Raw genomic sequence first — 25,240 nt, forward strand, 5'->3', positions numbered from 1 at the left:
AGTTAGAAGGTCATGGGCCCTCCCGCAGATCGGCGACGGAGTTTTCCCGGGTCAGGCCGTTCTCCTGGGCGAGGATCGCGGCCTGCACGCGGGAGCGCAGGTCGAGTTTGGCGAGCACGCGCGAGACGTGCGTCTTCACCGTCGTCTCGCCGATGTACAGCCGGGTGCCGATCTGGGCGTTGGACAGGCCCTCACCCAGGCAGCCGAGCACCTCGCGCTCGCGCTCGGTGAGGTCGCCGAGGCCCTGGGGTGCCGGCGCCGGTTCCCGGCTCGACGCGGCGAAGGCGGTGATCAGCCGCCGGGTGATCTGCGGAGCGAGCACGCCCTTTCCGGCCGCTACGAGCTTCACGGCCTCGATCAGCTGCGGTGCTTCGACCGACTTGAGGAGGAACCCGGCGGCGCCTGCCTGCAGTGTCCCGTCCACGTACTCGTCGAGGTCGAACGTGGTCAGCACGAGCACCTGCGTGAGCCCTTCGGCGACCAGCTGCCGGGTGGCGGCGATGCCGTCGGTGCCCGGCATCCGGACGTCCATCAGGGTGACGTCCGGACGGAGGGCGCGTGCCTTCCGCACGGCGGCGGCGCCGTCGGCGGCTTCGCCCACGACCTCGATGCCCTCGGCGTGGTTGAGGATGGTGGTGAGACCGAACCGGATGGCTTCGTGGTCGTCGGCGATGAGCACGGTGACGGTCATCGCTGGTCGCTCACCGGGAGGTCCGCGCGAACCAGCCAGCCCCCGTCCGCCGGGCCCGCGGTCAGCGTGCCGCCGACCGCGTCCGCGCGTTCGCGCATGTTCAGCAGACCGGCGCCGTCGGCGGGCTCGGTGTCGGCGTGGAAGACGTCGTTGCGGATCTCGACCTGCAGGACCTGGTCGACGAAGCAGACGTCGACGTCGACCCGGCCGCCGGGCGCGTGCTTGGCCGCGTTCGTCAGCGCCTCCTGCGCGATCCGGTACGCGGTCAGGTCGACCGCCGCCGGCAGCACCACGTCCACAGTGGACCCGACGGCGACGTCCAGCCCGCTCGCCCGCGCCGACTCCACCAGTTTGAGCAGTTCGGTGAGCCGGGCCGGCGCGGTCGTTTCCGCGGTTCCGCCGTCCGTTTTGAGCAACCCGATCATCGCGCGCATCTCCTCCAGGGCGCTCACGCTGTTTTCCCGCACCGACCGCAGCACCGTCCTCGCCAGCTTCGGATCGGGCATCGACAGCGCCGCCTCCGACTGGATCGCGATGGCCGAAAGGTGCCCGGCGATGACGTCGTGCAGGTCGCGCGCCATCCGCCCGCGCTCGGCGGCGACCGCGGCCCGCCGGTCCAGCTCCGCTATTTTCGCGAGCTGCCGGGCGTTCGCCCGCTCGGTTTCGGCGATGTCGCGTTGCTGCCGGACGTTCGTCGCCCACCACACCGGCATGACGGCGAAGGGCAGCACGGTCACCGCGGCCAGCACCGCGGTGCGCCACTCGTGCGCGAGCACCAGTACCGCAACGAGCGCGCCGGCCACCGACAGTGCGGCGAGGCCGATCATCACCCGGCTCGTGCGCCGGGAGCCGTACAGCGTCGCCGCGTACAGGAAGTCGGTGTAGACGATCAACGCCGGCAGCGACGCGCTGATCCAGACGTCCACCGCGAGCACCGCGGTGGCGATGATCAGTGCGCCCGGCACCCAGCGGCGCAGCATCGCCAGGCCGCAGAGCACGGTGAGTTCGATCAGCCGCACCCACAGCGGCGCGTTGTCGTGGCCGCCCAGCAGCCGGTGGTTGCCGGTGGCGTAGATGCCGAAGCCGACCACCCAGGTGGCGAGGGCGATCAGGGCGTCCTGCTGCCACACCGGGAGTGAGCGGAGGCGGGGGAACTGCATGTGACCATCCCAGCACACCGGGTGCCTGGTGTGCGTCCTACGAAGTGATGATGCCCGGTCCTCCTCTCCGCCGACGCGGCCGGCCGGGCGCCTGGGAGAGCGTGGAGAAGTGGACGAAATCGGGAAGTTCATCGCGGAGAACCCGACGGCCGCCGTCATCGCGGCGGGCGAGGCCGGGTTCTGGGTCCTCATCGCGGCGGGGCTCGCCGCGCGGTACGGCCTGCGTGCCCGGCGGACGTCGGCGGTGCTGCTCGCGCTGGTGCCGCTGATCGACGTCGTGGTGCTGGTGGCGGCCGCCGCCGACCTGGCCGGCGGCGCGAAGGCGAACTTCACGCACGGTCTCGCGGCGGTGTACCTCGGGTTCAGCGTGGTGTTCGGGCCGAGCCTGGTCCGCTGGGCCGACGTGCGGTTCGCGCAACGGTTCGCCGGCGGCCCGGCGCCACCGAAGCGGGAGGGGAAGGAGAGGCTGCACCACGAGTGGAGGGAGTTCGTGAAGTGCCTGCTGGCCTGCGGGATCGCGGCGGCCGCCCTGCTGGCGGCGATCTTCGCGGTCGGCACGCCGGAGCAGGTCGCACCGCTGTGGGACTGGTTCCCCCGGCTGGGCGCCGTGTCGGCGATCTGGCTGGTCACGGGGCCGCTCTGGGAGGAGCTGTCCGGTACGCGGGCGAAGGTGCGGCGGTGATCGGGCTGGCCGGAGGGCGCTGACCGGCTGGGAGGAAGGCGATGTGGCGATTGGGTTGGTTGGCGGGCGTGCTGTCCGGCCACGGTGAGGAGGTGCGGCGGTGATCGGGTTGGTCGGAGGGTGCCGGCTGGCCGCGAGGAAGGGGCGGTGGTGATCCGGCTGGTTGAGTGGCGTGCTGTTCGGCCGGCGGGCGGAGTGCGGCAATAGGCGGCCGCTTGAGAGCGTGCTGGTCGGCGGGCGGGCGAGGTGCTGCGGCGGTTGAGCTGCTTGGGTGGGTGCCGATCGGCCACGGCGAGGAGGTGCCGCGCTGATCAGGCGTGCTGGTCGGCTGGAGGGAGGAGTGCGGCGGCAGACGGGCCGCTCGAGAGCGTGCTGGCCGGCGGGTGCCCGCGCACGCCAGAGGGGTGAGCGGCCCGCGAACGAGGGTGAGCCGCCCGCGAACCGCGGCCGGACAAGGTCCACAGGGGGCCGGGGAGGGCGGCGGGAGCGGCCGGGGGACTGCCGCTCCCGCCGCGGGCAGCGGGTGCCGGGAGTGACGTCGCCCGTGCAGATGGCGGGAACGGCCGGGCACCGGAATGCTGGTCCCGTGCCCGAAGAGATCCCCGCCCGCAGCGCCCTGCACGAGCTCGCCGACCTCCACGGGGTCGCCACCCGGTACCAGAACGCCGATCGGGTCTGGGTCGACGTGGACGATGACGTCGTCGTCGCCGTCCTCGGACAGTTCGGCGTCGATGCGACCAGCGACCCGGCCATCGCCGCCGCTCTCACCGCCGCGCGGGAAGCGCCGGCCGCGCTGCCGCCGACCATCGTCGTGCGGGAGGGCACCGGCAAAGCGCTGGGCGTCGACGCCGAGATCGTCCTCGAAGACGGGACGCGGCGGCGGGCCGATGGCCGGCTGCCCGCGGACCTGCCGCTCGGGTGGCACCGGGTCGTCACCGCCGACCAGGACGTCGTTCTGGCCGTGGTGCCGGCGAAGCTGCCGCAAGTCACGCCCGCCTGGGGGTGGATGCTGCAGCTCTACGCCCTGCACTCGGCCGGATCCTGGGGCATCGGCGACTACGCCGACCTCGCCACCTTCGCCGCCCGGTCGGCCGCGGAACTGGACGCCGGCGTGCTGCTGGTGAACCCGGTGCAGGCGATCAGCCCCGCGCACCCGATCGAACGGTCGCCGTACTCGCCGGCGAGCCGGCGGTTCGCCAATCCCGTCTACCTGCGCGTCACCGCCACCGAGACGTTCGAGCAAGCCGATGAGGCGACCCGGTCGGCCGTCGAGTCCCTGGCCCCGGACCGCGAAGGCGAACTGATCGACTACGACGCCGTCTGGACCGCCAAGCGGGCCGCGCTCGAGCTGCTGTGGCCGCACCGCGTCGAAGCGGTGCCCGAGGACGGGGACCTGCTCGGCTTCGCCCTCTTCTGCGCCCTCGCCGAGCAGCACGGCGCCGACTGGCGCGCCTGGCCCGAGGACCTGCGCGACCCGGCCGGACCGGCCACCGCGAAGGCGCGCGAGGAGCTCAAGGACCGCGTCGCCTTCCATGCGTGGCTTCAGCACCTTTGCCGGGTCCAGCTGGAGGCGGCTCGATCGGCTGCGCGCGAGGCCGGGATGAGCGTCGGGATCGTGCACGACCTGCCGGTCGGGGTGCACCCTGGCGGGGCCGACACGTGGGCGCTCAAAAACGTTTTCGCCGCCGACGTGCGGGTCGGCGCGCCGCCGGACGCGTTCAACCAGCAGGGGCAGGACTGGAACCTGCCGCCGTGGCGGCCGGACAAGCTGGCCGAGGCCGGGTACGCGCCGTTCCGGGACGTCATCCGGGGCGTCCTGCGCTTCGCCGACGGCATCCGCGTCGACCACATCGCGGGCCTGTGGCGGCTGTGGTGGATCCCGCCGGGCGAGCCCGCCCACCGCGGTACGTACGTCCACTACGACGCCGAAGCCATGGTCGGCGTGCTCGCGCTCGAAGCGCACCGCGCCGGCGCCGTCGTCGTGGGGGAGGACCTCGGGACCGTCGAGGAGGTCGTCACCGACACCATGCACGAACGGGGGATGCTCAGCTCCGCCGTGCTGTGGTTCGAGCGGGACTGGGACGCGCCCGGCCAGCCGTTCACGCCGCCGGGCAGCTGGGACCCGGACGCCATGGCCAGCATCTCCACACACGACCTGCCCACCGTCTCGGGCTGGCTGAAGAGCGAGCACGTCCGGGTCCGCGCCGAGCTCGGACTGCTGGACCGCGGGGTCGAAGCCGAGGAAGAAGCGGCCGCCGGGGAGCGCAAGGCGCTGCTGGAACTCGTTGCGCGGGAAGGGATTCCGGACGACGACCCGGTCGTCGCGCTGCACACCCTGCTCGCGAAGGCCGCGTCGCGGCTCGTGCTGACCTCGCCGGCCGACGTCGCGGGCCAGGTGCGGCAGCCGAATCTGCCCGGAACGGTCGACCAGTACCCTAACTGGCGGATTCGCCTGCCCGTCAGCGTGGACGGCTTCTTCACCGCGCAGGGGGTCCGCGCAGCGGTCGCACCGCTGGCGGCGGCCCGGCCGCTGCCCCGGTAACGACCACACCGTCGCGCGCGACCCCCGATACGCGGACGCCACCGGCACGACCCAAGCTCGAGGAGAAACCCAGTGCGGCCCTGGCCCGGAACGCCCTACCCGCTCGGCGCCACCTACGACGGAGTCGGGACGAACTTCGCCCTGTTCTCCGAGGTGGCCGAGCGCGTCGAACTGTGCCTGTTCGACGCAGAGGGCAAGGAGACGCGCTACGCGCTCGAAGAGGTCGACGGCTTCGTCCACCACGGCTACCTGCTCAACGTCGGTCCCGGCCAGCGCTACGGGTTCCGCGTGCACGGCCCGTACGACCCGAAGCGCGGCCTGCGCTGCAACCCGAACAAGCTGCTCATCGACCCGTACGCGAAGGCCGTCTCGCACGGCGTGAAGTGGGACGAGTCGCTGTTCGGCTACCAGTTCGACAACCCGGACGAGCGCAACGACGCCGACAGCGCCGGCCGCGTGCCGTATTCGCTGGTGGCGAACCCGTTCTTCGACTGGGGCAACGACCGGCAGCCGAAGCGGCCGTACAACGAGACGGTCATCTACGAGGCCCACGTCAAGGGCATGACCGTGCATCACCCGTTCGTGCCCGAAGCGCTGAGGGGCACGTACGCCGGCCTCGCGCACCCGGCCGTCGTCGAGCACCTGCAGAAACTCGGCGTGACGGCCGTCGAACTGCTGCCGGTGCACCAGTTCGTCACCGACCACGGCCTGGCCGAAAAGGGCCTGACGAACTACTGGGGCTACAACACGATCGGGTACTTCGCCCCCCACGACTCCTACTCGGCGATGCCCGGCGAGGGCGGCCAGGTCCAGGAGTTCAAGGGCATGGTCAAGGCCTTCCACGAGGCGGGCATCGAAGTGATCCTCGACGTGGTTTACAACCACACCGCCGAGGGCAACCACCTCGGGCCGACCCTGTCGATGCGCGGCATCGACAACGAGGCCTACTACCGCCTGGTCGAGGGGGAGCCCGAGTACTACATGGATTACACCGGCACCGGGAACTCGCTGAACGTGCGCAACCCGCACACCCTGCAGCTGATCATGGACTCGCTGCGGTACTGGGTGACGGAGATGCACGTCGACGGCTTCCGGTTCGACCTCGCCTCGGCGCTGGCGCGCGAGTTCTACGACGTGGACCGCCTTTCGACGTTCTTCGACCTGGTGCAGCAGGACCCGATCGTCAGCCAGGTGAAGCTGATCGCCGAGCCGTGGGACGTCGGCCCCGGTGGCTACCAGGTCGGCAACTTCCCGCCGCTGTGGACGGAGTGGAACGGGCAGTTCCGCGACACCGTCCGCGACTTCTGGCGCGGCGAGCCCTCGACGCTGGGGGAGTTCGCTTCGCGGATCACCGGCTCGTCGGACCTCTACCAGGACGACGGCCGCCGCCCGTTCGCGTCGATCAACTTCGTCACCGCGCACGACGGCTTCACGCTGCGGGACCTGGTGTCCTACAACGAAAAGCACAACGAGGCCAACGGTGAGGACGGCCGCGACGGCGCCGACGACAACCGGTCGTGGAACTGCGGCGTCGAGGGCGACACCGACGACGCCGAGGTCCTCACCCTGCGCGTCCGGCAGCAGCGGAACATGCTGGCCACGCTGCTGCTGTCCCAAGGCGTGCCGATGATCCTGCACGGCGACGAGTTCGGCCGCACCCAGCAGGGCAACAACAACGTCTACTGCCAGGACTCGGAACTGTCCTGGATGGACTGGGAACTGGCCAAGGAGAACGCGGACCTGGTCAAGTTCACCGGCGGGCTGGGCGCGTTCCGGCACCGGCACCCGGTCTTCCGCCGCCGCCGCTTCTTCCAGGGCGGTCCGGTCGGCAAGGGCGAAAAGCTCGGCGACATCGCCTGGTTCACCCCGGCCGGCGAGGAGATGACCGAGCAGAACTGGGACGACGGCTTCGGCAAGGCGGTCGTCGTCTTCCTCAACGGCAAGGCGATCCCCGACCTCGACCAGCGCGGGATGAAGGTCGAGGACGACTCGTTCCTGCTCGCCTTCAACGCCCACTACGAAGACATCGACGCCACGCTCCCGGGCAACGGCTACGGGGAGAGCTGGACCGTCGTGGTCGACACCGCGACCGGGGAGGTGGAGCCCGCCGACGCGAAGCCGATCGAAGGCGGCGGCCGGCTCACCCTCCCCGCCCGGTCCCTGATCGTGCTGCAACGGACGGAGACGGAAGCCGAATGACGGTGCCGGAGTCGACCTACCGGGTGCAGCTGCGCCCGGAGTTCACCTTCGCCGACGCGGCCGGCATCGCCGGCTACCTGCGCGACCTCGGCATCGGCGCGCTGTACGCGTCGCCGGTGCTGGACGCGGCGCCGGGCTCGACGCACGGTTACGACGTCGTCGACCCGACCCGCGCGCGGCCCGCCCTCGGCGGCGAGGGGGCTCGCCAGGAGCTCTCCGCGCTGCTGAAGGAGCTCGGGCTGGGCCTGGTGGTGGACATCGTGCCGAACCACATGTCGGTCGAGGTGCCGAAGGCGAACCGCTGGTGGTGGGACGTGCTCGAGCACGGCCGCGACTCGGAGTTCGCGTCCTTCTTCGACATCGACTGGGACCGCGGCCCGATCCTGCTGCCGGTCCTGGGCGACGACAGCGAGGATGGAGCCGTCTCGGAACTGTCGGTCGAAGGCGACGAGCTGGTCTACTACGACCACCGGTTCCCGATCGCTCCGGGCACGGGAACCGGTACGCCGCAAGAGATCCACGAGCGCCAGCACTACCGCTTGGTCGGCTGGCGCCGCGGCAACGCCGAGCTGACCTACCGCCGGTTCTTCGACATCACGACCTTGGCCGCGGTCCGCGTCGAAGACCCGAAGGTGTTCGCCGAGACGCACGGCGAGGTGCTGCGCTGGGTCGCCGACGGCGACGTCACCGGCCTGCGCGTCGACCACCCGGACGGCCTCGCCGACCCGGGCGGCTACTTCCGGCGGCTGCGCGAGAACGCGCCGAACGCGTGGATCGTGGCCGAAAAGATCCTGCACCCGGGCGAGCCGCTGCCGCAGAGCTGGCCGGTCGACGGCACCACCGGCTACGACGCCCTGCGCGAGATCGCCGGCGTCTTCATCGACCCGGCGGGCGAGCCCGACTTCACCGCGCTGGCGAACGAGCTGGGCGTGAAGACCGGCTACCACCGCGTCGAGGCCGAGGCCCGGCGCCTGGTCACCGACCGCATCCTGGTCGCCGAGGTCCGGCGGATCGCCGCGCAGCTGCGGGACGTCGACCCCGAAGCGGCGCGGCAGGCGGTCGCCGAGACCATGATCGCCTTCCCCGTCTACCGCTCCTACCTCCCGGAGGGGGCGGCGCACTGGGCGGCCGCGATCGACGGGGCCCGCCGTGCCCGGCCCGACCTCGCCGAGCCGCTGGCGATGCTCGACGCCGTCATGCGCAAGAACCCGGACAGCGAGCTGGCCACCCGGCTCCAGCAGACCTCCGGCATGGTCGTGGCTAAGGGCACCGAGGACACGACCTTCTACCGCTACACGCGCTTCGCCGCGCTCAACGAGGTCGGCGGCAACCCGGACCGGTTCGGCCTCGGCGTCGAGGAGTTCCACCGGCTGGCCGCCGAGCGCGAGGCCGGCTACCCGGCCGCGATGACGACGCTGACCACGCACGACACCAAGCGCTCCGAGGACACCCGCGCCCGGATGGCGGTGCTGGCCGAAGTGCCCGGCGAGTTCGCCCAGGCCGTCCGGCGGTGGACCGCCCGGCGCGGGATCGACGAACCCTCGCTCGACCTGCTGGCCTGGCAGACGCTGGTGTCGACCTGGCCGATCGAGCCGGCCCGGCTGCGGGACTACCTCGACAAGGCGGCCAAGGAGGCCAAGCTCCGGACCAGCTGGACCGACCACGACGAGGCCTTCGAGGCCGACGTCGCCGCGTGGCCCGAAGACGTCATGAACGATGCCGAGCTCGCGGCGGACGTCGAGGCGTTCGTCAAGCGCATCGAGGGCCCCGGTTACGCGAACTCGCTCGGCCAGAAGCTCGTCCAGCTGACCGCGCCCGGCGTCCCGGACGTCTACCAGGGCACCGAGCTGTGGGACTTCTCGCTGGTCGACCCGGACAACCGCCGCCCGGTCGACTACGCCCTGCGTCGCGAGCTGCTGGCCCGGATCGCCGACGGCGAGCTGCCGGAGATCGACGCGTCGGGCGCGGCCAAGCTCCTCGTCGTGCACAAGGCGCTGAAGCTTCGCCAGGAGCACCCCGCGCTGTTCCGCGGCTACCGGCCGCTGCGGGCCGAGGGCGCGGCCGCCAAGCACGTCCTCGCCTACACGCGCAGCCCGGACCTCGCGGTGGTGGTCACCCGGCTGCCCGTCGGCCTCGAAGCCGGCGGCGGCTGGCGCGACACCGTGCTACCGCTGCCGGACGGCACCTGGACCGACGTCCTGACCGGTCGCGACGCCTCTTCGGGCGTCGCCGCCCTGTTCGACCGCTATCCCGTCGCGTTGCTGGTGCGAGGAGACGTATGAGGTTCAGCGTGTGGGCCCCCGCGGCCCGCCGGGTCCGGGTGAGCGTCGACGCCGGCGTGCACGAGATGACCGAAGCCGACGGCGGCTGGTGGCACGCCGAGGCCGAGGGCATCAACTACGCCTTCCTGCTCGACGACGAAAAGCCGCTGCCCGACCCCCGGTCGCGGTGGCAGCCGCACGGCGTCCACGCGGAGTCGCGCGTCTACGACCACAGCGAGTTCGCCTGGACCGACGACGCCTGGACCGGGCGGCAGCTGCCCGGCGCCGTCCTCTACGAACTGCACGTCGGCACCTTCACCGAGGGTGGCACCTTCGACGCGGCCATCGACCGGCTCGACCACCTCGTCGACCTCGGCATCACCCACGTCGAGCTGCTGCCGGTCAACGCCTTCGACGGCACCGCGGGCTGGGGTTACGACGGCGTCCTCTGGGGCGCGGTCCACGAGCCCTACGGCGGGCCGGACGGGCTCAAGCGGTTCGTCGACGCGGCCCACGCGCGCGGCCTGGCCGTCGTGCTCGACGTCGTCTACAACCACCTCGGGCCGTCCGGGGCCTACCTCGACAAGTTCGGGCCGTACTTCGCCGGCCAGAACGACTGGGGCCCCGGCCTCAACCTCGACGGACCCGGCTCCGACGAGGTCCGCCGGTACGTGATCGACAACGCGCTGAGCTGGCTGCGCGACTTCCACATCGACGCGCTGCGCCTGGACGCCGTGCACGCGCTGCTGGACCGGCGGGCCGTCCACCTGCTCGAACAGCTCGCCACCGAGGTCGACGCGCTGTCGGCGGCGCTGAACCGGCCGCTGACCCTGATCGCCGAATCCGACCTCAACGACCCGCGGCTGGTCACCCCCCGCGAGCGCGGGGGGTACGGCCTGCACGCCCAGTGGTCGGACGACCTGCACCACGTCCTGCACGTCAAGCTGACCGGCGAGACGACGGGCTACTACACGGACTTCGCCGCGCCGGACGCGCTCGAGCGGGTGCTGCGCGAGGTGTTCTTCCACGCCGGCACGTGGTCGTCCTTCCGGGAGCGGACCCACGGCCGCCCGGTCGACACGCGGACCGTGCCCGGCCACCGCTTCCTCGGCTACCTGCAGAACCACGACCAGATCGGCAACCGCGCGACCGGCGACCGGCTGTCCGCGACGGTCGCCCCGGGCCGGCTGGCCTGCGGTGCGGCGGTCCTGTTCTGCTCGCCGTACACGCCGATGGTGTTCATGGGGGAGGAGTGGGCGGCGAGCACGCCGTGGCAGTTCTTCGCGTCCTTCCCGGACCCGGAGCTGGCCGAGGCCGTCCGCACCGGCCGCCGTCGCGAGTTCTCCCGGCACGGCTGGGGCGAATCGGACGTGCCGGACCCGATGGACCCGGCCACCGTCGAACGTTCGCGGCTGGACTGGGCGGAGCCGGAACGTCCCGGTCACCGGGACATGCTGGAGCTGTACCGCGCGTTGATCCGGCTGCGCCGGGAGCGGCCCGAGCTGGCCGACCCGTGGGTCGCGGACCTGCGCGTCGACTCCGCGCCGGACGGCTCCTGGCTCGTGCTGCACCGCGGCGGGCTGCGGCTGGCCGTCAACTTCGGGCCCGGCCCGGTGACGCTGCCGCTCGGGGCGACCGTGTCGCTGCTCACGTGGGGGGAGGCCACCGTGGACGGTGGGGCCGCCCACCTGCCCCCGGACACCTTCGTCGTGGCCGATACGACACCTTGACCGCGGTTACCTCCGGGTAACTGTCCGGTCATGGCGCGCACGGACCACCGCCGATCTGGGACGATTCAGGAATGGCCACACGACCCTCCGCCGACCACGTCCTCGCCGGCCGCCCCTTCCCCCTCGGAGCCCACCCCGAGGCCGGCGGGGTGCGGTTCGCGATCACGTCCGCCGTCGCGGACGCCGTCGAGCTGTGCCTGATCGACGCCGACGGGTCGGAACGCCGGATCGCGCTGACCGAGCGCACCTTCGGCGTCTGGCACGGCCTGGTGCCCGGGGTGACGCCGGGGCAGCGGTACGGCTACCGGATCCACGGCCCGTACGACCCCGCCCGCGGCCTGCGGTGCAACCCGCACAAGCTGCTGCTCGACCCGTACGCCCGGCAGATCACCGGCGGCCTCACCGACCTGCGCGCGGCCCAGGGCTTCACCGGCGACCCGGAGCGCGGGCCGATGTCCACTGTGGATTCCCGGGGCAGTGTGCCGCTGTCGGTGGTGACCTCGCCGGGCGGCCCGGACACCGGGACGAAGCCGGAGGTCCCGTTCGAGGAGGCGGTGGTCTACGAGCTGCACGTCAAGGGGTTCACCCAGCAGCACCCGTTCATCCCGGAGGCCCTGCGCGGCACCTACCTCGGCCTGGCCCACCCGGTCGCGATCGAGTACCTGACCCGGCTCGGCGTCACGTCGGTGGAGCTGCTGCCGGTGCACTCGTTCCTCGACGAGCCGTCGCTGGTCCGCGCCGGGCGGCACAACTACTGGGGCTACTCGCCGCTCGGCTTCTTCGCCCCGCACGCCGCCTACGCCAGCGAACCGGGCCACGAGGTCGAGGAGTTCCGGCTGATGGTGGCCGCCCTGCACGCGGCCGGCATCGAAGTGATCCTCGACGTCGTGTTCAACCACACCTGCGAGGGCGGCCCGGACGGGCCGACGCTGAGCTTCCGCGGGCTGAACGCGCCGGTGTACTACCTGCACACCGAGCGCGGGCACATGGCCGACATCACCGGCTGCGGCAACACCCTCGAGGCGGGCTCGCCGACCGTGGTCCGGCTGGTGACCGACTCGCTGCGGTACTGGACGCAGGAGATGGGCGTCGACGGCTTCCGGTTCGACCTCGCCAGCACGCTCGGGCGGCCGCGCGGCGGCGCGTTCGACCCGGCGTCGACGCTGCTCACCGCGATCACCACCGACCCGGTGCTCTCGCACTGCAAGCTGATCGCCGAGCCGTGGGACGCCACCGGCGAGGGTTACCGCGTCGGCGGCTTCGGCGCCCAGTGGGCGGAGTGGAACGGCCGCTACCGCGACACCGTGCGCGACTTCTGGCGCGGCGCGACCGGCGTCCGCGACCTCGCCTACCGGCTGTCCGGGTCGTCGGACCTGTACGACCACAACCTGCGCCGGCCGTGGCAGTCGATCAACTTCGTCACCGCCCACGACGGCTTCACGCTGCGGGACCTGGTGTCCTACAACGAAAAGCACAACGAAGGCAACGGCGAGGACAACCGCGACGGCACCAACGACAACCGCTCGTGGAACCACGGCGCCGAGGGTGACACGGCGGACGCGGGCATCCGCGACCTGCGGGCCCGGCAGGCGCGCAACATGTTCGCCACGCTGCTGCTGTCCACCGGCACCCCGATGCTCACCGCGGGTGACGAGTTCTGGCGGACCCAGCACGGCAACAACAACGCGTACTGCCTCGACGACGAGACGTCGTGGTTCGACTGGACGCCGGACGACCCGGAGGCCGAGGCCATGCTCGCGTTCGCCCGCCGGGTCGTGCGGCTGCGCGCGAACAGCCCGGCGCTGCGGCAGCCGGAGTTCTTCGAAGGCCGGACGACGCCGACCGGCAAGCCGGACCTGGTCTGGTTCCGCCCGGACGGCGAGGAGTTCGGCGAAAGCGACTGGTTCGAGGACCGGCACACGCTGGGTATGTGGATCGACGGCTCGAACAGCCAGGCCCGCAACCGCGAAGGCGCGCTGGTGCCCGACCACTCGTGGCTGCTGTGGCTGCACGCCGGCGACGCCCCGGGCGAGGTCGTCCTGCCCGGGCGCGAGTACGGCGAGACGTTCAAGCCGACCCTCGACACGAGCACCGCGGACGGCAGCCCGGCCAACCCGGGCCCCCTCGAAGCCAAAAGCCGGCTGACGCTCCAGTCCCGCTCCCTGCTCCTGCTCCGCGCCCCCCGCCTGGCCGCCGAACCCCACCACCCCGAGCCCTACTGACCCGCACCCAGCCGGACGACACGCGTACCCAGCGGGACGACGCGCGTACCCAGCCGGACGACACGGCGAGGGGCGAGCCCGGCGTCGTGTCGTCCATCGGCGTACGCGTGTCGTCCACTCGGGTACGCGAGTCGTCCGTTGGGGTACGGGTTTTGGCCCTTCGGGTTCGCGTGTCGTCCGGGCGGGGCCGGCGGCCGCGGCGGCGTCCGGTCGTAACCTGCCGGACACGTGGGCGGAACTCCTTGCGCGGACAGCGTTTCACCTGATCCGGTTTGGGTACCCGGGAAGAGAACCCTGCCGTGTGGGCGCTTGATCGAGTCAGGCAGACTGACGCCGTCTGCGTCCAACCGACATATCGAAGGGCGTTGCCCATGACCGGCCGGCTCGGCATCGACGACGTCTCCCCCAGCGTGAGCTGCGGCCGGTATCCGGCCAAAGCCGTTGTGGGGGAACACATCCCGGTCTTCGCGACCGTCTGGCGCGAGGGCCACGACGCGGTCGCGGCCACCGTCGCGTGGCGCGGGCCGGAAGACCGGCTCACGCGCCAGACGCGGATGGCGCCGCGCGGCCCCGATCACCCCGACGAGTTCGCCGCGGTGATCGCCCCGGACATCACCGGCCTGTGGACGTTCCGGATCGACGCGTGGGGCGATCCCTGGGCGACGTGGGAGCACAACGTCGAGGTGAAGATCGCCGCCGGGCAGGGGCCCGAGGACCTCGAGAACGACATCGAGAACGGCGCCCGGCTGATCGAGCGCGTCTCCCGCCGACCGGACCGCCGGGGCGAGAAGGCGCTGCTGGTCGGCGCGGTGAAGGCCCTGCGCGATGAAGAGCGCAGCCTCGCCGAACGCGTCGGCCCCGCGCTCTCGCCCGAGGTCCGCCAGATCATGCACGAGTTCCCGGTGCGGGAACTGATCACCAAGGGCAAGCCGCACAAGGTGTGGGTGGACCGCCGCCGCGCCGCGTACGGCTCCTGGTACGAGCTGTTCCCCCGCTCGACCGGCGGGCTCGACGCCGAGGGCAAGGCGGTGCACGGCACCTTCGCCACCGCCGCTACCGCGCTCGACCGCGTCGCGAAGATGGGCTTCGACGTCGTCTACCTCCCGCCGATTCACCCGATCGGGCGAGTCAACCGCAAGGGGCCCAACAACACCCTCGACGCCAAGCCGGAAGACGTCGGCTCGCCGTGGGCGATCGGCGCCGACGAGGGCGGCCACGACGCCATCCACCCCGACCTCGGCACCTTCGAGGACTTCGACGCCTTCGTCGCGCGGGCCGGCGAGCTCGGCATGGAGGTGGCGCTCGACTTCGCGCTGCAGGCCGCGCCCGACCACCCGTGGGTGCTCAAGCACCCCGAGTTCTTCACGACCCGCCCGGACGGCTCGATCGCGTACGCGGAGAACCCGCCGAAGAAGTACCAGGACATCTACCCGATCAACTTCGACAACGACCCCAAGGCCGTCTACGAAGAGATGCTGCGGGTCATCACCGTCTGGATCGACCACGGGGTGAAGATCTTCCGGGTCGACAACCCGCACACCAAGCCGCCGGACTTCTGGGCCTGGCTGATCCAGTCGGTCAAGGACGCCCACCCGGACGTGCTGTTCCTGGCCGAGGCGTTCACCCGCCCGGCGCGCCTGTGGGGCCTGGCCCGCCTCGGCTTCACCCAGAGCTACACCTACTTCACCTGGCGCACCGGCAAGCAGGAACTGATCGACTTCGCCATCGACCTGCGCGAACACTGGAACGAGGGCCGCCCGAACCTGTTCGTCAACACCCCGGACATCCTCCACGAGTCGCTGCAGCGCGGCGGCCCCGGCATGTTCGCGCTGCGGGCGGCACTGGCGGCGACGATCTCGCCGACGTGGGGCGTCTACTCCGGCTACGAGCTGTTCGAGCACGTCCCGGTCCGCGAGGGCAGCGAGGAGTACCTCGACTCCGAGAAGTACCAGCTGCGCCCGCGCGACTTCGAGCGCGCGCTCGCCGAAGGCCGCTCGCTGGAGCCGTGGCTGGCGAAGCTGAACGCCGTCCGCCGCGCCCACCCGGCGCTGCAGCAGATGCGCACCCTGCACTTCCACCACATCGACAACGACGCGCTGCTGGCCTACTCCAAACAGGACCCGGCCACCGGCGACACCGTGGTCACCGTCGTCACCCTCGACCCGTACGGGCCGCAGGAGGGCACGTTGTGGCTCGACACCGCGGCGCTCGGCTTCGAAGCGCACGAGCGGCTGATCGCCCACGACGCGGTCACCGGCGACACCTGGGACTGGGGGCCGGCGAACTACGTCCGGCTCGAACCCTGGCGGGCGGTGGCACACGTGGTTTCGGTGAGACGCCGGCTGGCCGGCTGAGGTGGAAGGACAGGCACTCGAGGGACGAGGTGGAACACATGGCGGAAGAAGCCCGGCCCGACGCGGCGTTGGGGCTGGACGGTGTCCCGCACACCGGTGAGGCGATGACCGCCGACGGCATGCTGGTCGAACCGCAGGCCGGGGACTTCCGGTCGGCGCAGCAGGCGCCGAGCAACCCGGAGTGGTTCAAGGGCGCGGTGTTCTACGAGGTGCTGGTGCGCGCGTTCGCCGACTCCAACGGCGACGGCACCGGCGACCTGCGCGGCCTGGCCGGGAGACTCGATTACCTGGCCTGGCTGGGCATCGACTGCCTGTGGCTGCCGCCGTTCTACGCGTCGCCCCTGCGCGACGGCGGGTACGACATCAGCGACTTCCGCGCGGTGCTGCCGGAGTTCGGCAGCGTCGAGGACTTCGTCTTCCTGCTCAACGAGGCGCACCGGCGCGGCATCCGGGTGATCACCGACCTGGTGCTCAACCACACCTCGGACGCGCACCCGTGGTTCCAGCAGTCCCGCAGCGACCCCGACGGCCCGTACGGCGACTACTACGTGTGGAGCGACGACGACTCGCGCTACGCCGACGCGCGGATCATCTTCGTCGACACCGAGACGTCGAACTGGACCTACGACCCGGTGCGCGGCCAGTTCTACTGGCACCGGTTCTTCTCCCACCAGCCCGACCTGAACTTCGAGAACGTCGACGTCCAGAACGCGATGATCGACACCCTGCGGTTCTGGCTGGACCTGGGCATCGACGGGTTCCGCCTGGACGCCGTGCCGTACCTGTTCGAGCAGGAGGGCACCAACTGCGAGAACCTGCCGCGCACGCACGAGTTCCTCAAGCGCTGCCGCAAGGTCGTCGACGACGAGTACCCCGGCCGGATCCTGCTGGCCGAAGCGAACCAGTGGCCCTCGGACGTCGTCGAGTACTTCGGCGACCCGGCGGTCGGCGGCGACGAGTGCCACATGGCGTTCCACTTCCCGCTGATGCCGCGGATCTTCATGGCGGTGCGGCGGGAGTCGCGGTTCCCGATCTCGGAGATCATGACCCAGACCCCGGAGATCCCCAGCGGCAGCCAGTGGGGCATCTTCCTGCGCAACCACGACGAGCTGACCCTCGAGATGGTCACCGACGACGAGCGCGACTACATGTACGCGGAGTACGCCAAGGACCCGCGCATGAAGGCCAACATCGGCATCCGCCGCCGGCTGGCCCCGCTGCTGGACAACGACCGCAACCAGCAGGAGCTGTTCACCGCGATGCTGCTGTCGCTCCCCGGTTCGCCCGTTCTGTACTACGGTGACGAGATCGGCATGGGAGACAACATCTGGCTCGGAGACCGCGACGCGGTGCGCACCCCCATGCAGTGGACCCCGGACCGCAACGCCGGGTTCTCCTCCTGCGACCCGGGCCGCATCTACCTGCCGGTGATCATGGACCCGGTGTACGGCTACCAGGGCCTGAACGTCGAGGCGCAGTCGAACAACGCGTCTTCGCTGCTCAACTGGACTCGCCGGATGATCGAGGTGCGCAAGCAGCACCACGCGTTCGCCGAGGGCGAGTTCGTCGACCTCGGCGGGTCCAACCCGAGCGTGCTGGCCTACAAGCGCCAGTGGCGGCGCCCGGACGGCGGCGAAGACGTCGTGCTCTGCGTGAACAACCTCTCCCGGTTCCCGCAGCCGGTGGAGCTGGACCTGTCCGCGCACCGCGGGTGCACGCCGGTGGAGCTCACCGGCGGCGTGCGGTTCCCCAGCATCGGGGACCTGTCGTACCTGCTGACGCTGCCCGGGCACGGCTTCTACTGGTTCCAGCTGACGAGCCCGGGAGACGAAGGCGAAGCGAGGTGAGTCCCTTGTCCGACCCGCGCGAGCTGGTCGACGAACTGACCGGCGACCTGAAGCGCTGGCTGCCGGAACAGCGGTGGTTCGCCGGCAAGGACCGGCCGGTGACCGGTGTCCGGCCGCTCGGCGTGACCGAGCTGGTGGCCGGCGATCCGCAGCTGCTGCACGTCGTCATCGAGGTCGTGCAGGACGACCGGCGCGAGCCCTACCAGCTGCTGGTGGGCCGGCGGACGCACCCGCCGGAGATCGCCTCGACCAGCTGGATCGGCGCCGGCGGCGATCTCAACGCCTACGAGGCGTCCGGTGACCTGGACGTCACCGGCGTGCTGCTGGACCTGATGGCCCGCGAGGAGCGGGTCGGTGCGCTGGTCTTCGAGCACGAGCCCGGCGTGGAGCTGGAGACCGGCCTGCGCGCCCGGCCGATCACGTCGGAGCAGAGCAACACGTCCCTGGTCTACGGCGGGCAGTACATCCTCAAGCTGTTCCGGAAGCTGTCGCCGGGCAACAACAAGGACCTGCTGCTGCACCGCGCGCTGCAGGGCGTCGGCAGCAAGCACATCGCACCGGTGCTCGGGTCGGTCACCGGCGAACTGAACGGCGAGCCGACCACGGTCGGCATGCTCCAGCAGTTCGTGTCGGACGCGGTCGACGGCTGGGCGATGGCCACCACCAGCGTCCGCGACCTGATGGCCGCCCCCGAACTGCATCCCGAGGAGGTCGGCGGCGACTTCGCCGGCGAGGCCGAGCGGCTCGGGCGCGCCGTCGCCGAGGTGCACGCGGACCTCGCCGAGGCGCTCGGCACCGAGCCCGCCGACGCCGACGAGCTCGAGCGCTCGACGAAGGCGATGCTCGACCGGCTCGACACGCTCGCCGGGCGGGTACCCGAGCTGGCCCCGCACGCCCCCAAGCTGCGGGCGGCGTTCGAGGGGTTGCGCACGCTGCCCGCGGGCTCGGTGACCATGCAGTACATCCACGGCGACCTGCACCTCGGTCAGGTGCTGCGGACCGTCGGCGGCTGGCTGCTGATCGACTTCGAGGGCGAGCCCGCGGCCCCGGTCGAGGAACGCCACGCGCTGCGGTCGCCGTTGCGCGACGTGGCGGGCATGCTGAGGTCGTTCGACTACGCGGCCCAGCAGATGCTGGTCGGCCAGCCGGACGAACCGGCGCTGGCCGAGCGCGCCCACGAGTGGTCGGAGCGCAACCGGGCGGCGTTCTGCGAGGGCTACGCCGCGATCGCGGCGGACCCGCGGGAGCAGGGCGAGCTGCTGCGCGCTTTCGAACTGGACAAGGCGGTCTACGAAGTGGGTTACGAGCACGCGAACCGGCCGGACTGGCTGGGCGTGCCGCTCGCCTCGATCGCCCGGATCACTAGCGGAGGGACGAAACCGTGAACGCGGCTCCCGAAGGCCTCCCGGCCGCGGCCCCGCCGGCCGCGGACATCGACCGGCTGCTCGCCGGGTCCCACCACGACCCGCACTCGGTGCTGGGCGTGCACGCGGTGGGCAAGGGCTTCGCGGCCCGGGCGCTGCTGCCCGGCGCGAAAGCCGTCACGCTGTGCGCGGGCGAGCACAAGTACCCGATGGAACCGGTGATCGACGCGTTGTTCGCCGTCGCCGTGCCCGAACACCCCGGCGACTACCGGCTGGAAGTCGAGTACGACGGGCACACCGCCACCTCCGACGACCCGTACCGCTGGCTGCCCACGGTGGGCGAGCTGGACCTGCACCTGATCGGCGAGGGCCGGCACGAGCGGCTCTGGGAGGTGCTGGGCGCGCACGTCCGGTCGTACGAGACGCCGAACGGCGTCGTCGAGGGGACGTCGTTCGCGGTCTGGGCGCCGAACGCGCGCGGCATCCGCGTGATCGGCGACTTCAACGGCTGGGACGGGCGCGGGCACCCGATGCGCTCGCTCGGCTCCTCCGGGGTCTGGGAGCTGTTCGTGCCCGGCGTCGGCGTGGGCACCTGCTACAAGTTCCGGATCCTGGGTGCCGACGGCAACTGGCACGAAAAGGCCGACCCGATGGCGTTCGGCACGGAGCAGCCGCCGGCGACGGCCTCGGTCGTCACCAGCTCGGCGCACCTGTGGGAAGACGACGAGTGGGTCGCTCAGCGCGAAGCCACGCAATGGGCCGCGGCGCCGATGAGCGTCTACGAGGTCCACCTCGGTTCGTGGCGGCCCGGCCTTGACTACCGGGAACTGGCCGACCAGCTGGGCGACTACCTCGTCGAAACCGGTTTCACGCACGTGGAGCTGCTGCCGGTGTCGGAGCACCCGTTCGGCGGCTCGTGGGGCTACCAGGTGACGTCGTACTACGCGCCGACGTCCCGCTTCGGCTCGCCGGACGACTTCCGCTACTTCGTCGACCGCCTGCACCAGCGGGGGATCGGCGTGCTCGTGGACTGGGTGCCCGCGCACTTCCCGAAGGACAGCTGGGCGCTGGCGAAGTTCGACGGCACCGCGCTGTACGAGCACGCGGACCCGCGCCGCGGCGAGCAGCCCGACTGGGGCACGCTCGTGTTCGACTTCGGCCGCAACGAGGTCCGCAACTTCCTGGTCGCCAACGCGCTGTACTGGATCGAGGAGTTCCACCTCGACGGCCTGCGGGTCGACGCGGTGGCGTCGATGCTGTACCTCGACTACTCCCGCAACGAAGGGGAGTGGCTGCCCAACCAGTACGGCGGGCGGGAAAACCTCGACGCCGTGCGGTTCCTGCAGGAGCTGAACGCGACCGTCTACAAGCGACACCCGGGTATCGTGATGGTGGCCGAGGAGTCGACGGCCTGGCCGGGTGTCACGCGCCCGACCCACCTCGGCGGCCTCGGGTTCGGCTTCAAGTGGAACATGGGCTGGATGCACGACACGCTCCGGTACCTCTCCCACGAGCCGATCCACCGCGCGTACCACCACAACGAGATGACGTTCTCGCTCGTGTACGCGTGGAGCGAGAACTTCGTGCTGCCGCTGTCGCACGACGAAGTGGTGCACGGCAAGGGATCCCTGTGGGGCCGGATGCCGGGTGACGCCTGGAACAAGGCGGCCGGGCTGCGGTCGCTGCTGGCGTTCATGTGGGCGCACCCGGGCAAGCAGCTGCTGTTCATGGGCGGCGAGTTCGGCCAGCCGGGGGAGTGGTCGGAGTCGAAGTCGCTCGACTGGCACCTGATGGACGAGCCGCTGCACCTGGGCGTCTGGGAGCTGCTGCGGTCGCTGAACACGGTGTACCGGTCGTCGCCGGCGTTGTACAGCCAGGACACCTCGCCGGACGGCTTCCGCTGGATCGACGCGAACGACTCGAGCGGCAACGTCCTGAGCTTCCTCCGCATCGGCGCCGACGGCTCACGCCTGGCCTGTGTGGCCAACTTCGCGGGCGTGCCGCACCACGACTACCGGGTGGGGCTGCCCGCGGCGGGCCGCTGGCGGGAGGTCGTCAACACCGACGCCGAGGCGTACGGCGGATCCGGCGTCGGGAACATGGGCGCGGTGGAGGCGACGGAGGACCCGTGGCACGGCCAACCGGCCTCCGCGGTCCTCCAGCTCCCCCCGACCGGCGTCCTCTGGCTGGTCGAAGAGTCCCCGGAGACCCCCGAACTCCCGTAACGAAAGAGGCATCACGCGTGTCCCGAGGGGCATCTCGCGTGATTGGGCGGGCATCACGCGAGATGCCCCTCCAGTCACGCGAGATGCCCCTTCAATCACGGATGATGCCCCTTCGATCACGCGAAAAGGGCTCCGCGGGGTGGGCGTTGCGGGCTTACCATCGGGGGATGGGCGGCACCGGTGACGTCCTTGCGAACCTGATCCTCTTCGCCGTGGTCTGCCTCGCTCCCACGGTGCTGTTCTGGTGCGCGCTGCGCGTCCCCAAGGTGGTCGGCTGGGTCCGGGAGAAGCGGGCGCAGCCGCAGCCGGAAGGGCCGCCGATCGAACGCGTCGCCGCGGACCTGCGGCGGGTGCACCGGCTGCTCGCCGGCTACCCGTCCGGGACGCCGGCCGCGCGCCGGCTCGGCACCCGGCAGGCGTACGACGAACTCCTCACCGTGGCCTGCCGCCAGGTCGGCGTCCCGCACCGGCTCGGGGAGCTGCCCGAGGGGATGGACCGCGAGATCGAACGCCTGCGCGTCGAGCAGTCGCTGCGGGAGCGCGGGCTGGCCGTGCCCTGAGCCTGCCCTCGAGCCGCCACGGGAAAACCCCGCCACCGGAGGCCGGTGGCGGGGTTTTCCGTTGTCCCGTAAGGAGACTCAGTCCAGGTAGTCCCGCAGGACCTGGGACCGCGACGGGTGGCGCAGCTTCGACATCGTCTTCGACTCGATCTGCCGGATGCGCTCGCGGGTCACCCCGTACACCTGGCCGATCTCGTCGAGCGTGCGCGGCTGGCCGTCCGTGAGGCCGAAGCGCAGCCGGACCACGCCCGCCTCGCGCTCGGACAGCGTCTGCAGCACCGACTGGAGCTGGTCCTGCAGCAGCGTGAACGACACCGCGTCGACCGCGACGACCGCTTCGGAGTCCTCGATGAAGTCGCCGAGCTGGCTGTCGCCCTCGTCGCCGATCGTCTGGTCGAGCGAGATCGGCTCCCGCGCGTACTGCTGGATCTCCAGGACCTTCTCCGGGGAGATGTCCATTTCCTTCGCGAGCTCTTCCGGGGTCGGCTCGCGGCCGAGGTCCTGGAGCAGTTCACGCTGGATGCGGCCCAGCTTGTTGATGACCTCGACCATGTGCACCGGGATGCGGATGGTGCGCGCCTGGTCGGCCATCGCGCGGGTGATCGCCTGGCGGATCCACCACGTGGCGTACGTCGAGAACTTGTAGCCCTTGGTGTAGTCGAACTTCTCCACCGCGCGGATCAGGCCGAGGTTGCCCTCCTGGATCAGGTCCAGGAACGCCATGCCGCGGCCGGTGTAGCGCTTGGCCAGCGAGACCACGAGCCGGAGGTTCGCCTCGAGCAGGTGGTTCTTGGCGCGCTCGCCGTCACGCACGATCCACTTGAGATCGCGGCGCATCTGGGTGACGAGCTTCTCGCCCTCCTCCTCGGCGGTGCGCACGCGCTCGGCGGCGTAGAGCCCGGCCTCGATCCGCTTGGCCAGCTCCACCTCCTCCTCCGCGTTCAGCAGCGCGACCTTGCCGATCTGCTTGAGGTAGGCACGCACGGAGTCGGCGGAGGCGGTGAGCTCGGCGTCCTTGCGCGCCTGGCGCAGCGCCTCGGACTCCTCCTCGTCCCAGACGAAGTCCGGGTTGTCGGCCTTGGCCGCGGCCTTGTCGGCCGCCGCGCCGCGACGCCGCTGCGCCGGGGTCTCCTCGTCCGACTCGTCGTCGTCATCGTCGTCGTCGGCCGAGTCGGCGTCCGGCTCGTCGGCGACCGTCTCTTCGACGACGTCGACCTCGACCTCTTCCAGGTCCGACAGGTCGGGCGTACCCAGTTCGTCGTCCTCGAGGTCGGCGGGACCGTCGGGCTCGCCGTCTTCGGTCTTGCCGCCCTTGGTCACGGCCTTCTTCGCCGGGGCCTTCTTGGCCGGGGCCTTCTTGGCGGTGGTGGTGGTCTTGCGGGCCGCCGGCTTCGCCGTCCCGGTGGCTGCCTCTTCGGCCGGCTCGCCGGCTGCGGTCGCTGTCTTCGTCCCGCCTCGGGTTGCGGTTCTTGCGGCTGCCACTTACGCCCTTTCGCAGCGGTCGATCACGACGAGCAACGGCCTGGGGCCACTGCTGCCTCACATTCGGGGATCACGCCTCGGCCTGCGGTTTTGACCTCCGCAGCCGTGGGCCGTGTTCCATTGTAACGACGGTACGCGCATGCGGTGCGAAGCGATCACCCTCAGCGCCGAATCAGTGCTGGATGCCCTCCGCCGCGGCGGCCGCGGCGCCGACGATCCCGGCGTTGTTCTGCAGGCTCGCCACCAGCACCGGAGTGCGGATGTCCAGCAGCGGCACCCATTTCTCGGCCTTCTTGCTGACCCCGCCGCCGACGATGAACAGGTCGGGCCAGATCAGGTTCTCCAGCACGGTCAGATAACGGTGCACGCGCTTGGCCCATTCGGGGTAGGAGAGCCCCTCGTTGTCCTTCACCGAAGCGGCCGCGCGCTTCTCGGCGTCGTGGCCGTCGATCTCGAGGTGGCCGAACTCGGTGTTCGGGACGAGCTTGCCGTCCTGGAACACCGCGCTGCCGATCCCGGTGCCGAAGGTGAGCAGCGCGGTCACGCCCGTGCGCGCGACCGGGTCGCCGAAGCGGATCTCCGCCATGCCCGCCGCGTCGGCGTCGTTCAGCATCGCGACCTGGTCGACGCTGCGGCCGAGCCGCTTGGCGAACAGCGCGTCGGCGTCGGTGCCGATCCACTGCTTGTCGATGTTGGCCGCGGTGTGCGCGACGCCCTTCTTGACGACCGCCGGCAGGGTCACGCCGACCGGGCCGTCCCAGCCCGCCTGCGTGACGATGTCGTGCACGACGTCCGCCACCGCCGACGGCGTGGACGGCTTCGGCGTCTCGATCCGGATGCGGTCGCCGATGAGCTGCCCCTTGTCCAGGTCGACCAAGGCGCCCTTGATCCCGCTGCCGCCGATGTCGATGCCGAAACCTCGGCGGGTCGCCTCCACCACGGACGTGGTCCCTTCTCGCACGATTCAGAAGCCTGCCTCGGAGACTTTAACCGGATGTGGTGACATGTCGGACGTGGGAGTTGACGAGTCGTTGCTGAAAAGCGTCGCGGTGCAGGTCGCGACGGAAGCCGCCGCCCTGGTCCGCGAGGCCTGGGCCGGCATGGCGGAGGGCCGGGAGGTGGCCGTGGGCACCAAGTCCGGGGCCACCGACGTGGTGACCGCGGTGGACCACGAGTCCGAACGCCTGGTGCGCGCGCGGCTGGCCGCGCTGCGGCCGGGGGAGCCGGTGCTGGGCGAGGAAGGCGGCGGCGCCGCGGGCGACGGCGTGACGTGGGTGGTCGACCCGATCGACGGGACGGTCAACTTCCTCTACGGGCTGCCGTGGTTCGCGGTGTCGGTGGCCGCGCAGGTCGGCGGCGAGTCGGTGGCCGGAGCGGTGGTCGAGCCGGCGAGCGGGCGCGTCTGGTCGGCGGCCCGCGGGCAGGGTGCCTTCCTGGACGGACGGCGGCTGGCGGTGTCCGCGCCGCCAAGCCTGGAAGTGACGCTGGTCGGAACCGGGTTCGCGTACGCGCGCGAGCGGCGGACGCGGCAGTCGCGGTTCGCGGCGGAGCTGCTCGGGCGGGTGCGGGACATCCGCCGCAACGGCGCCGCGTCACTGGACCTGTGCGCGGTGGCGGCGGGCTGGCTGGACGCGTACGTCGAGCACGGGCTCAACCGCTGGGACTGGGCGGCGGGGACGCTGATCGCGGCCGAGGCGGGCGCGGCGGTGTCCCTCCCGGGCACGGCGCCGGAGCTGGGCGCGGACGCGACCTACGCGGCGGCCCCGTCGATCGCGGACCCGCTGCGGACGGTGCTGGCGGACTGCGGCGCGGCGGAGGTCTGACTCTTCCGCGGGGCGCGGGAGGTGGGGCAATTAAGAATTAGGGGGCGGGGCGGTGCGCCAGGGGGGGTTGGGGGCCCACGGGGCCCGGCCCCCGGGCG

General features: G+C 71.4%; 16 protein-coding genes. 12 read left to right on the plus strand and 4 right to left on the minus strand.

Features of this window, described 5'->3' with window-relative positions; all coding sequences use genetic code 11:
• Positions 1–10: 10 nt before the first annotated feature.
• A complete protein-coding gene (locus AB0F52_RS35690) occupies positions 11–691 on the minus strand; it encodes a response regulator transcription factor (protein ID WP_360180546.1) in 681 nt (226 codons plus the stop codon).
• A complete protein-coding gene (locus AB0F52_RS35695; RefSeq protein ID WP_360180548.1) occupies positions 688–1,851 on the minus strand; it encodes a histidine kinase in 1,164 nt (387 codons plus the stop codon). Before AB0F52_RS35695 ends, AB0F52_RS35690 begins: the two co-directional genes overlap by 4 nt.
• 109 nt (positions 1,852–1,960) lie before the next feature.
• On the opposite strand from AB0F52_RS35695, the gene AB0F52_RS35700 reads away from it, so the two are divergent.
• From AB0F52_RS35700 to AB0F52_RS35750, 11 genes are all read left to right on the plus strand, one after another.
• Positions 1,961–2,533 (plus strand): hypothetical protein, encoded by a 573-nt coding sequence (locus AB0F52_RS35700; protein ID WP_360180550.1) that lies wholly within the window; start codon positions 1,961–1,963, stop codon positions 2,531–2,533.
• A 586-nt stretch (positions 2,534–3,119) separates the two neighbouring features.
• Positions 3,120–5,075 carry a 4-alpha-glucanotransferase gene (gene malQ / locus AB0F52_RS35705; RefSeq protein WP_360180552.1) on the plus strand — a complete coding sequence of 652 codons (1,956 nt, stop codon included), beginning with the start codon at positions 3,120–3,122 and terminating at the stop codon, positions 5,073–5,075.
• A gap of 72 nt (positions 5,076–5,147) precedes the next feature.
• Complete coding sequence (glgX, locus tag AB0F52_RS35710) at positions 5,148–7,274, plus strand: glycogen debranching protein GlgX (protein WP_360180554.1); 2,127 nt, start codon at positions 5,148–5,150, stop codon at positions 7,272–7,274.
• Entirely contained in the window at positions 7,271–9,556 is a 2,286-nt protein-coding gene (gene treY / locus AB0F52_RS35715; RefSeq protein ID WP_360180556.1) for a malto-oligosyltrehalose synthase, read from the plus strand. Before glgX (AB0F52_RS35710) ends, treY begins: the two co-directional genes overlap by 4 nt.
• Positions 9,553–11,265 carry a malto-oligosyltrehalose trehalohydrolase gene (treZ, locus tag AB0F52_RS35720; RefSeq protein ID WP_360180558.1) on the plus strand — a complete coding sequence of 571 codons (1,713 nt, stop codon included), beginning with the start codon at positions 9,553–9,555 and terminating at the stop codon, positions 11,263–11,265. Before treY ends, treZ begins: the two co-directional genes overlap by 4 nt.
• Positions 11,266–11,336: 71 nt before the next feature.
• The gene (gene glgX / locus AB0F52_RS35725; RefSeq protein WP_360180560.1) at positions 11,337–13,487 is read left to right on the plus strand and encodes a glycogen debranching protein GlgX; all 2,151 of its coding nucleotides are present in this window, start codon (positions 11,337–11,339) and stop codon (positions 13,485–13,487) included.
• Between the two features lie 371 nt (positions 13,488–13,858).
• Positions 13,859–15,841, plus strand: coding sequence for a maltotransferase domain-containing protein (locus AB0F52_RS35730; protein WP_360180562.1), 1,983 nt, complete (start codon positions 13,859–13,861; stop codon positions 15,839–15,841).
• A 38-nt stretch (positions 15,842–15,879) separates the two neighbouring features.
• Positions 15,880–17,688 (plus strand): maltose alpha-D-glucosyltransferase, encoded by a 1,809-nt coding sequence (treS, locus tag AB0F52_RS35735; RefSeq protein WP_360180564.1) that lies wholly within the window; start codon positions 15,880–15,882, stop codon positions 17,686–17,688.
• Positions 17,689–17,693: 5 nt separating this feature from the next.
• A complete protein-coding gene (locus AB0F52_RS35740; RefSeq protein WP_360180566.1) occupies positions 17,694–19,073 on the plus strand; it encodes an aminoglycoside phosphotransferase in 1,380 nt (459 codons plus the stop codon).
• Positions 19,070–21,277 (plus strand): 1,4-alpha-glucan branching protein GlgB, encoded by a 2,208-nt coding sequence (glgB, locus tag AB0F52_RS35745; RefSeq protein WP_360180568.1) that lies wholly within the window; start codon positions 19,070–19,072, stop codon positions 21,275–21,277. The genes AB0F52_RS35740 and glgB overlap by 4 nt, the downstream gene beginning before the upstream one ends.
• A 167-nt stretch (positions 21,278–21,444) precedes the next feature.
• Positions 21,445–21,837 (plus strand): hypothetical protein, encoded by a 393-nt coding sequence (locus tag AB0F52_RS35750; RefSeq protein ID WP_360180570.1) that lies wholly within the window; start codon positions 21,445–21,447, stop codon positions 21,835–21,837.
• Between the two features lie 78 nt (positions 21,838–21,915).
• Here AB0F52_RS35750 and AB0F52_RS35755 read toward each other — a convergent pair whose 3' ends face one another.
• Both AB0F52_RS35755 and ppgK read right to left on the minus strand, forming a co-directional pair.
• Positions 21,916–23,319 carry an RNA polymerase sigma factor gene (locus tag AB0F52_RS35755; protein WP_360180572.1) on the minus strand — a complete coding sequence of 468 codons (1,404 nt, stop codon included), beginning with the start codon at positions 23,317–23,319 and terminating at the stop codon, positions 21,916–21,918.
• 172 nt (positions 23,320–23,491) lie between these two features.
• Positions 23,492–24,256, minus strand: coding sequence for a polyphosphate--glucose phosphotransferase (gene ppgK, locus AB0F52_RS35760; protein WP_285993743.1), 765 nt, complete (start codon positions 24,254–24,256; stop codon positions 23,492–23,494).
• A gap of 67 nt (positions 24,257–24,323) precedes the next feature.
• Between ppgK and AB0F52_RS35765 the strand changes: the two genes are divergently transcribed.
• Positions 24,324–25,142 carry an inositol monophosphatase family protein gene (locus AB0F52_RS35765; RefSeq protein ID WP_360180574.1) on the plus strand — a complete coding sequence of 273 codons (819 nt, stop codon included), beginning with the start codon at positions 24,324–24,326 and terminating at the stop codon, positions 25,140–25,142.
• The last annotated feature ends 98 nt before the right edge of the window (positions 25,143–25,240 follow it).

This window comes from Amycolatopsis sp. NPDC024027, from assembly GCF_040638975.1.
In the GTDB taxonomy this organism is placed as follows: domain Bacteria; phylum Actinomycetota; class Actinomycetes; order Mycobacteriales; family Pseudonocardiaceae; genus Amycolatopsis.

Excerpts from the sequence above, each read along its gene's own strand:
- glgX (WP_360180560.1), top strand. The coding sequence starts at position 11,337 with ATGGCCACACGACCCTCCGCCGACCACGTCCTCGCCGGCCGCCCCTTC.
- AB0F52_RS35695 (WP_360180548.1), bottom strand. The coding sequence starts at position 1,851 with ATGCAGTTCCCCCGCCTCCGCTCACTCCCGGTGTGGCAGCAGGACGCC.
- treS (WP_360180564.1), top strand. The coding sequence starts at position 15,880 with ATGGCGGAAGAAGCCCGGCCCGACGCGGCGTTGGGGCTGGACGGTGTC.
- AB0F52_RS35750 (WP_360180570.1), top strand. The coding sequence starts at position 21,445 with ATGGGCGGCACCGGTGACGTCCTTGCGAACCTGATCCTCTTCGCCGTG.
- AB0F52_RS35765 (WP_360180574.1), top strand. The coding sequence starts at position 24,324 with ATGTCGGACGTGGGAGTTGACGAGTCGTTGCTGAAAAGCGTCGCGGTG.
- treZ (WP_360180558.1), top strand. The coding sequence starts at position 9,553 with ATGAGGTTCAGCGTGTGGGCCCCCGCGGCCCGCCGGGTCCGGGTGAGC.
- AB0F52_RS35690 (WP_360180546.1), bottom strand. The coding sequence starts at position 691 with ATGACCGTCACCGTGCTCATCGCCGACGACCACGAAGCCATCCGGTTC.
- treY (WP_360180556.1), top strand. The coding sequence starts at position 7,271 with ATGACGGTGCCGGAGTCGACCTACCGGGTGCAGCTGCGCCCGGAGTTC.
- AB0F52_RS35730 (WP_360180562.1), top strand. The coding sequence starts at position 13,859 with ATGACCGGCCGGCTCGGCATCGACGACGTCTCCCCCAGCGTGAGCTGC.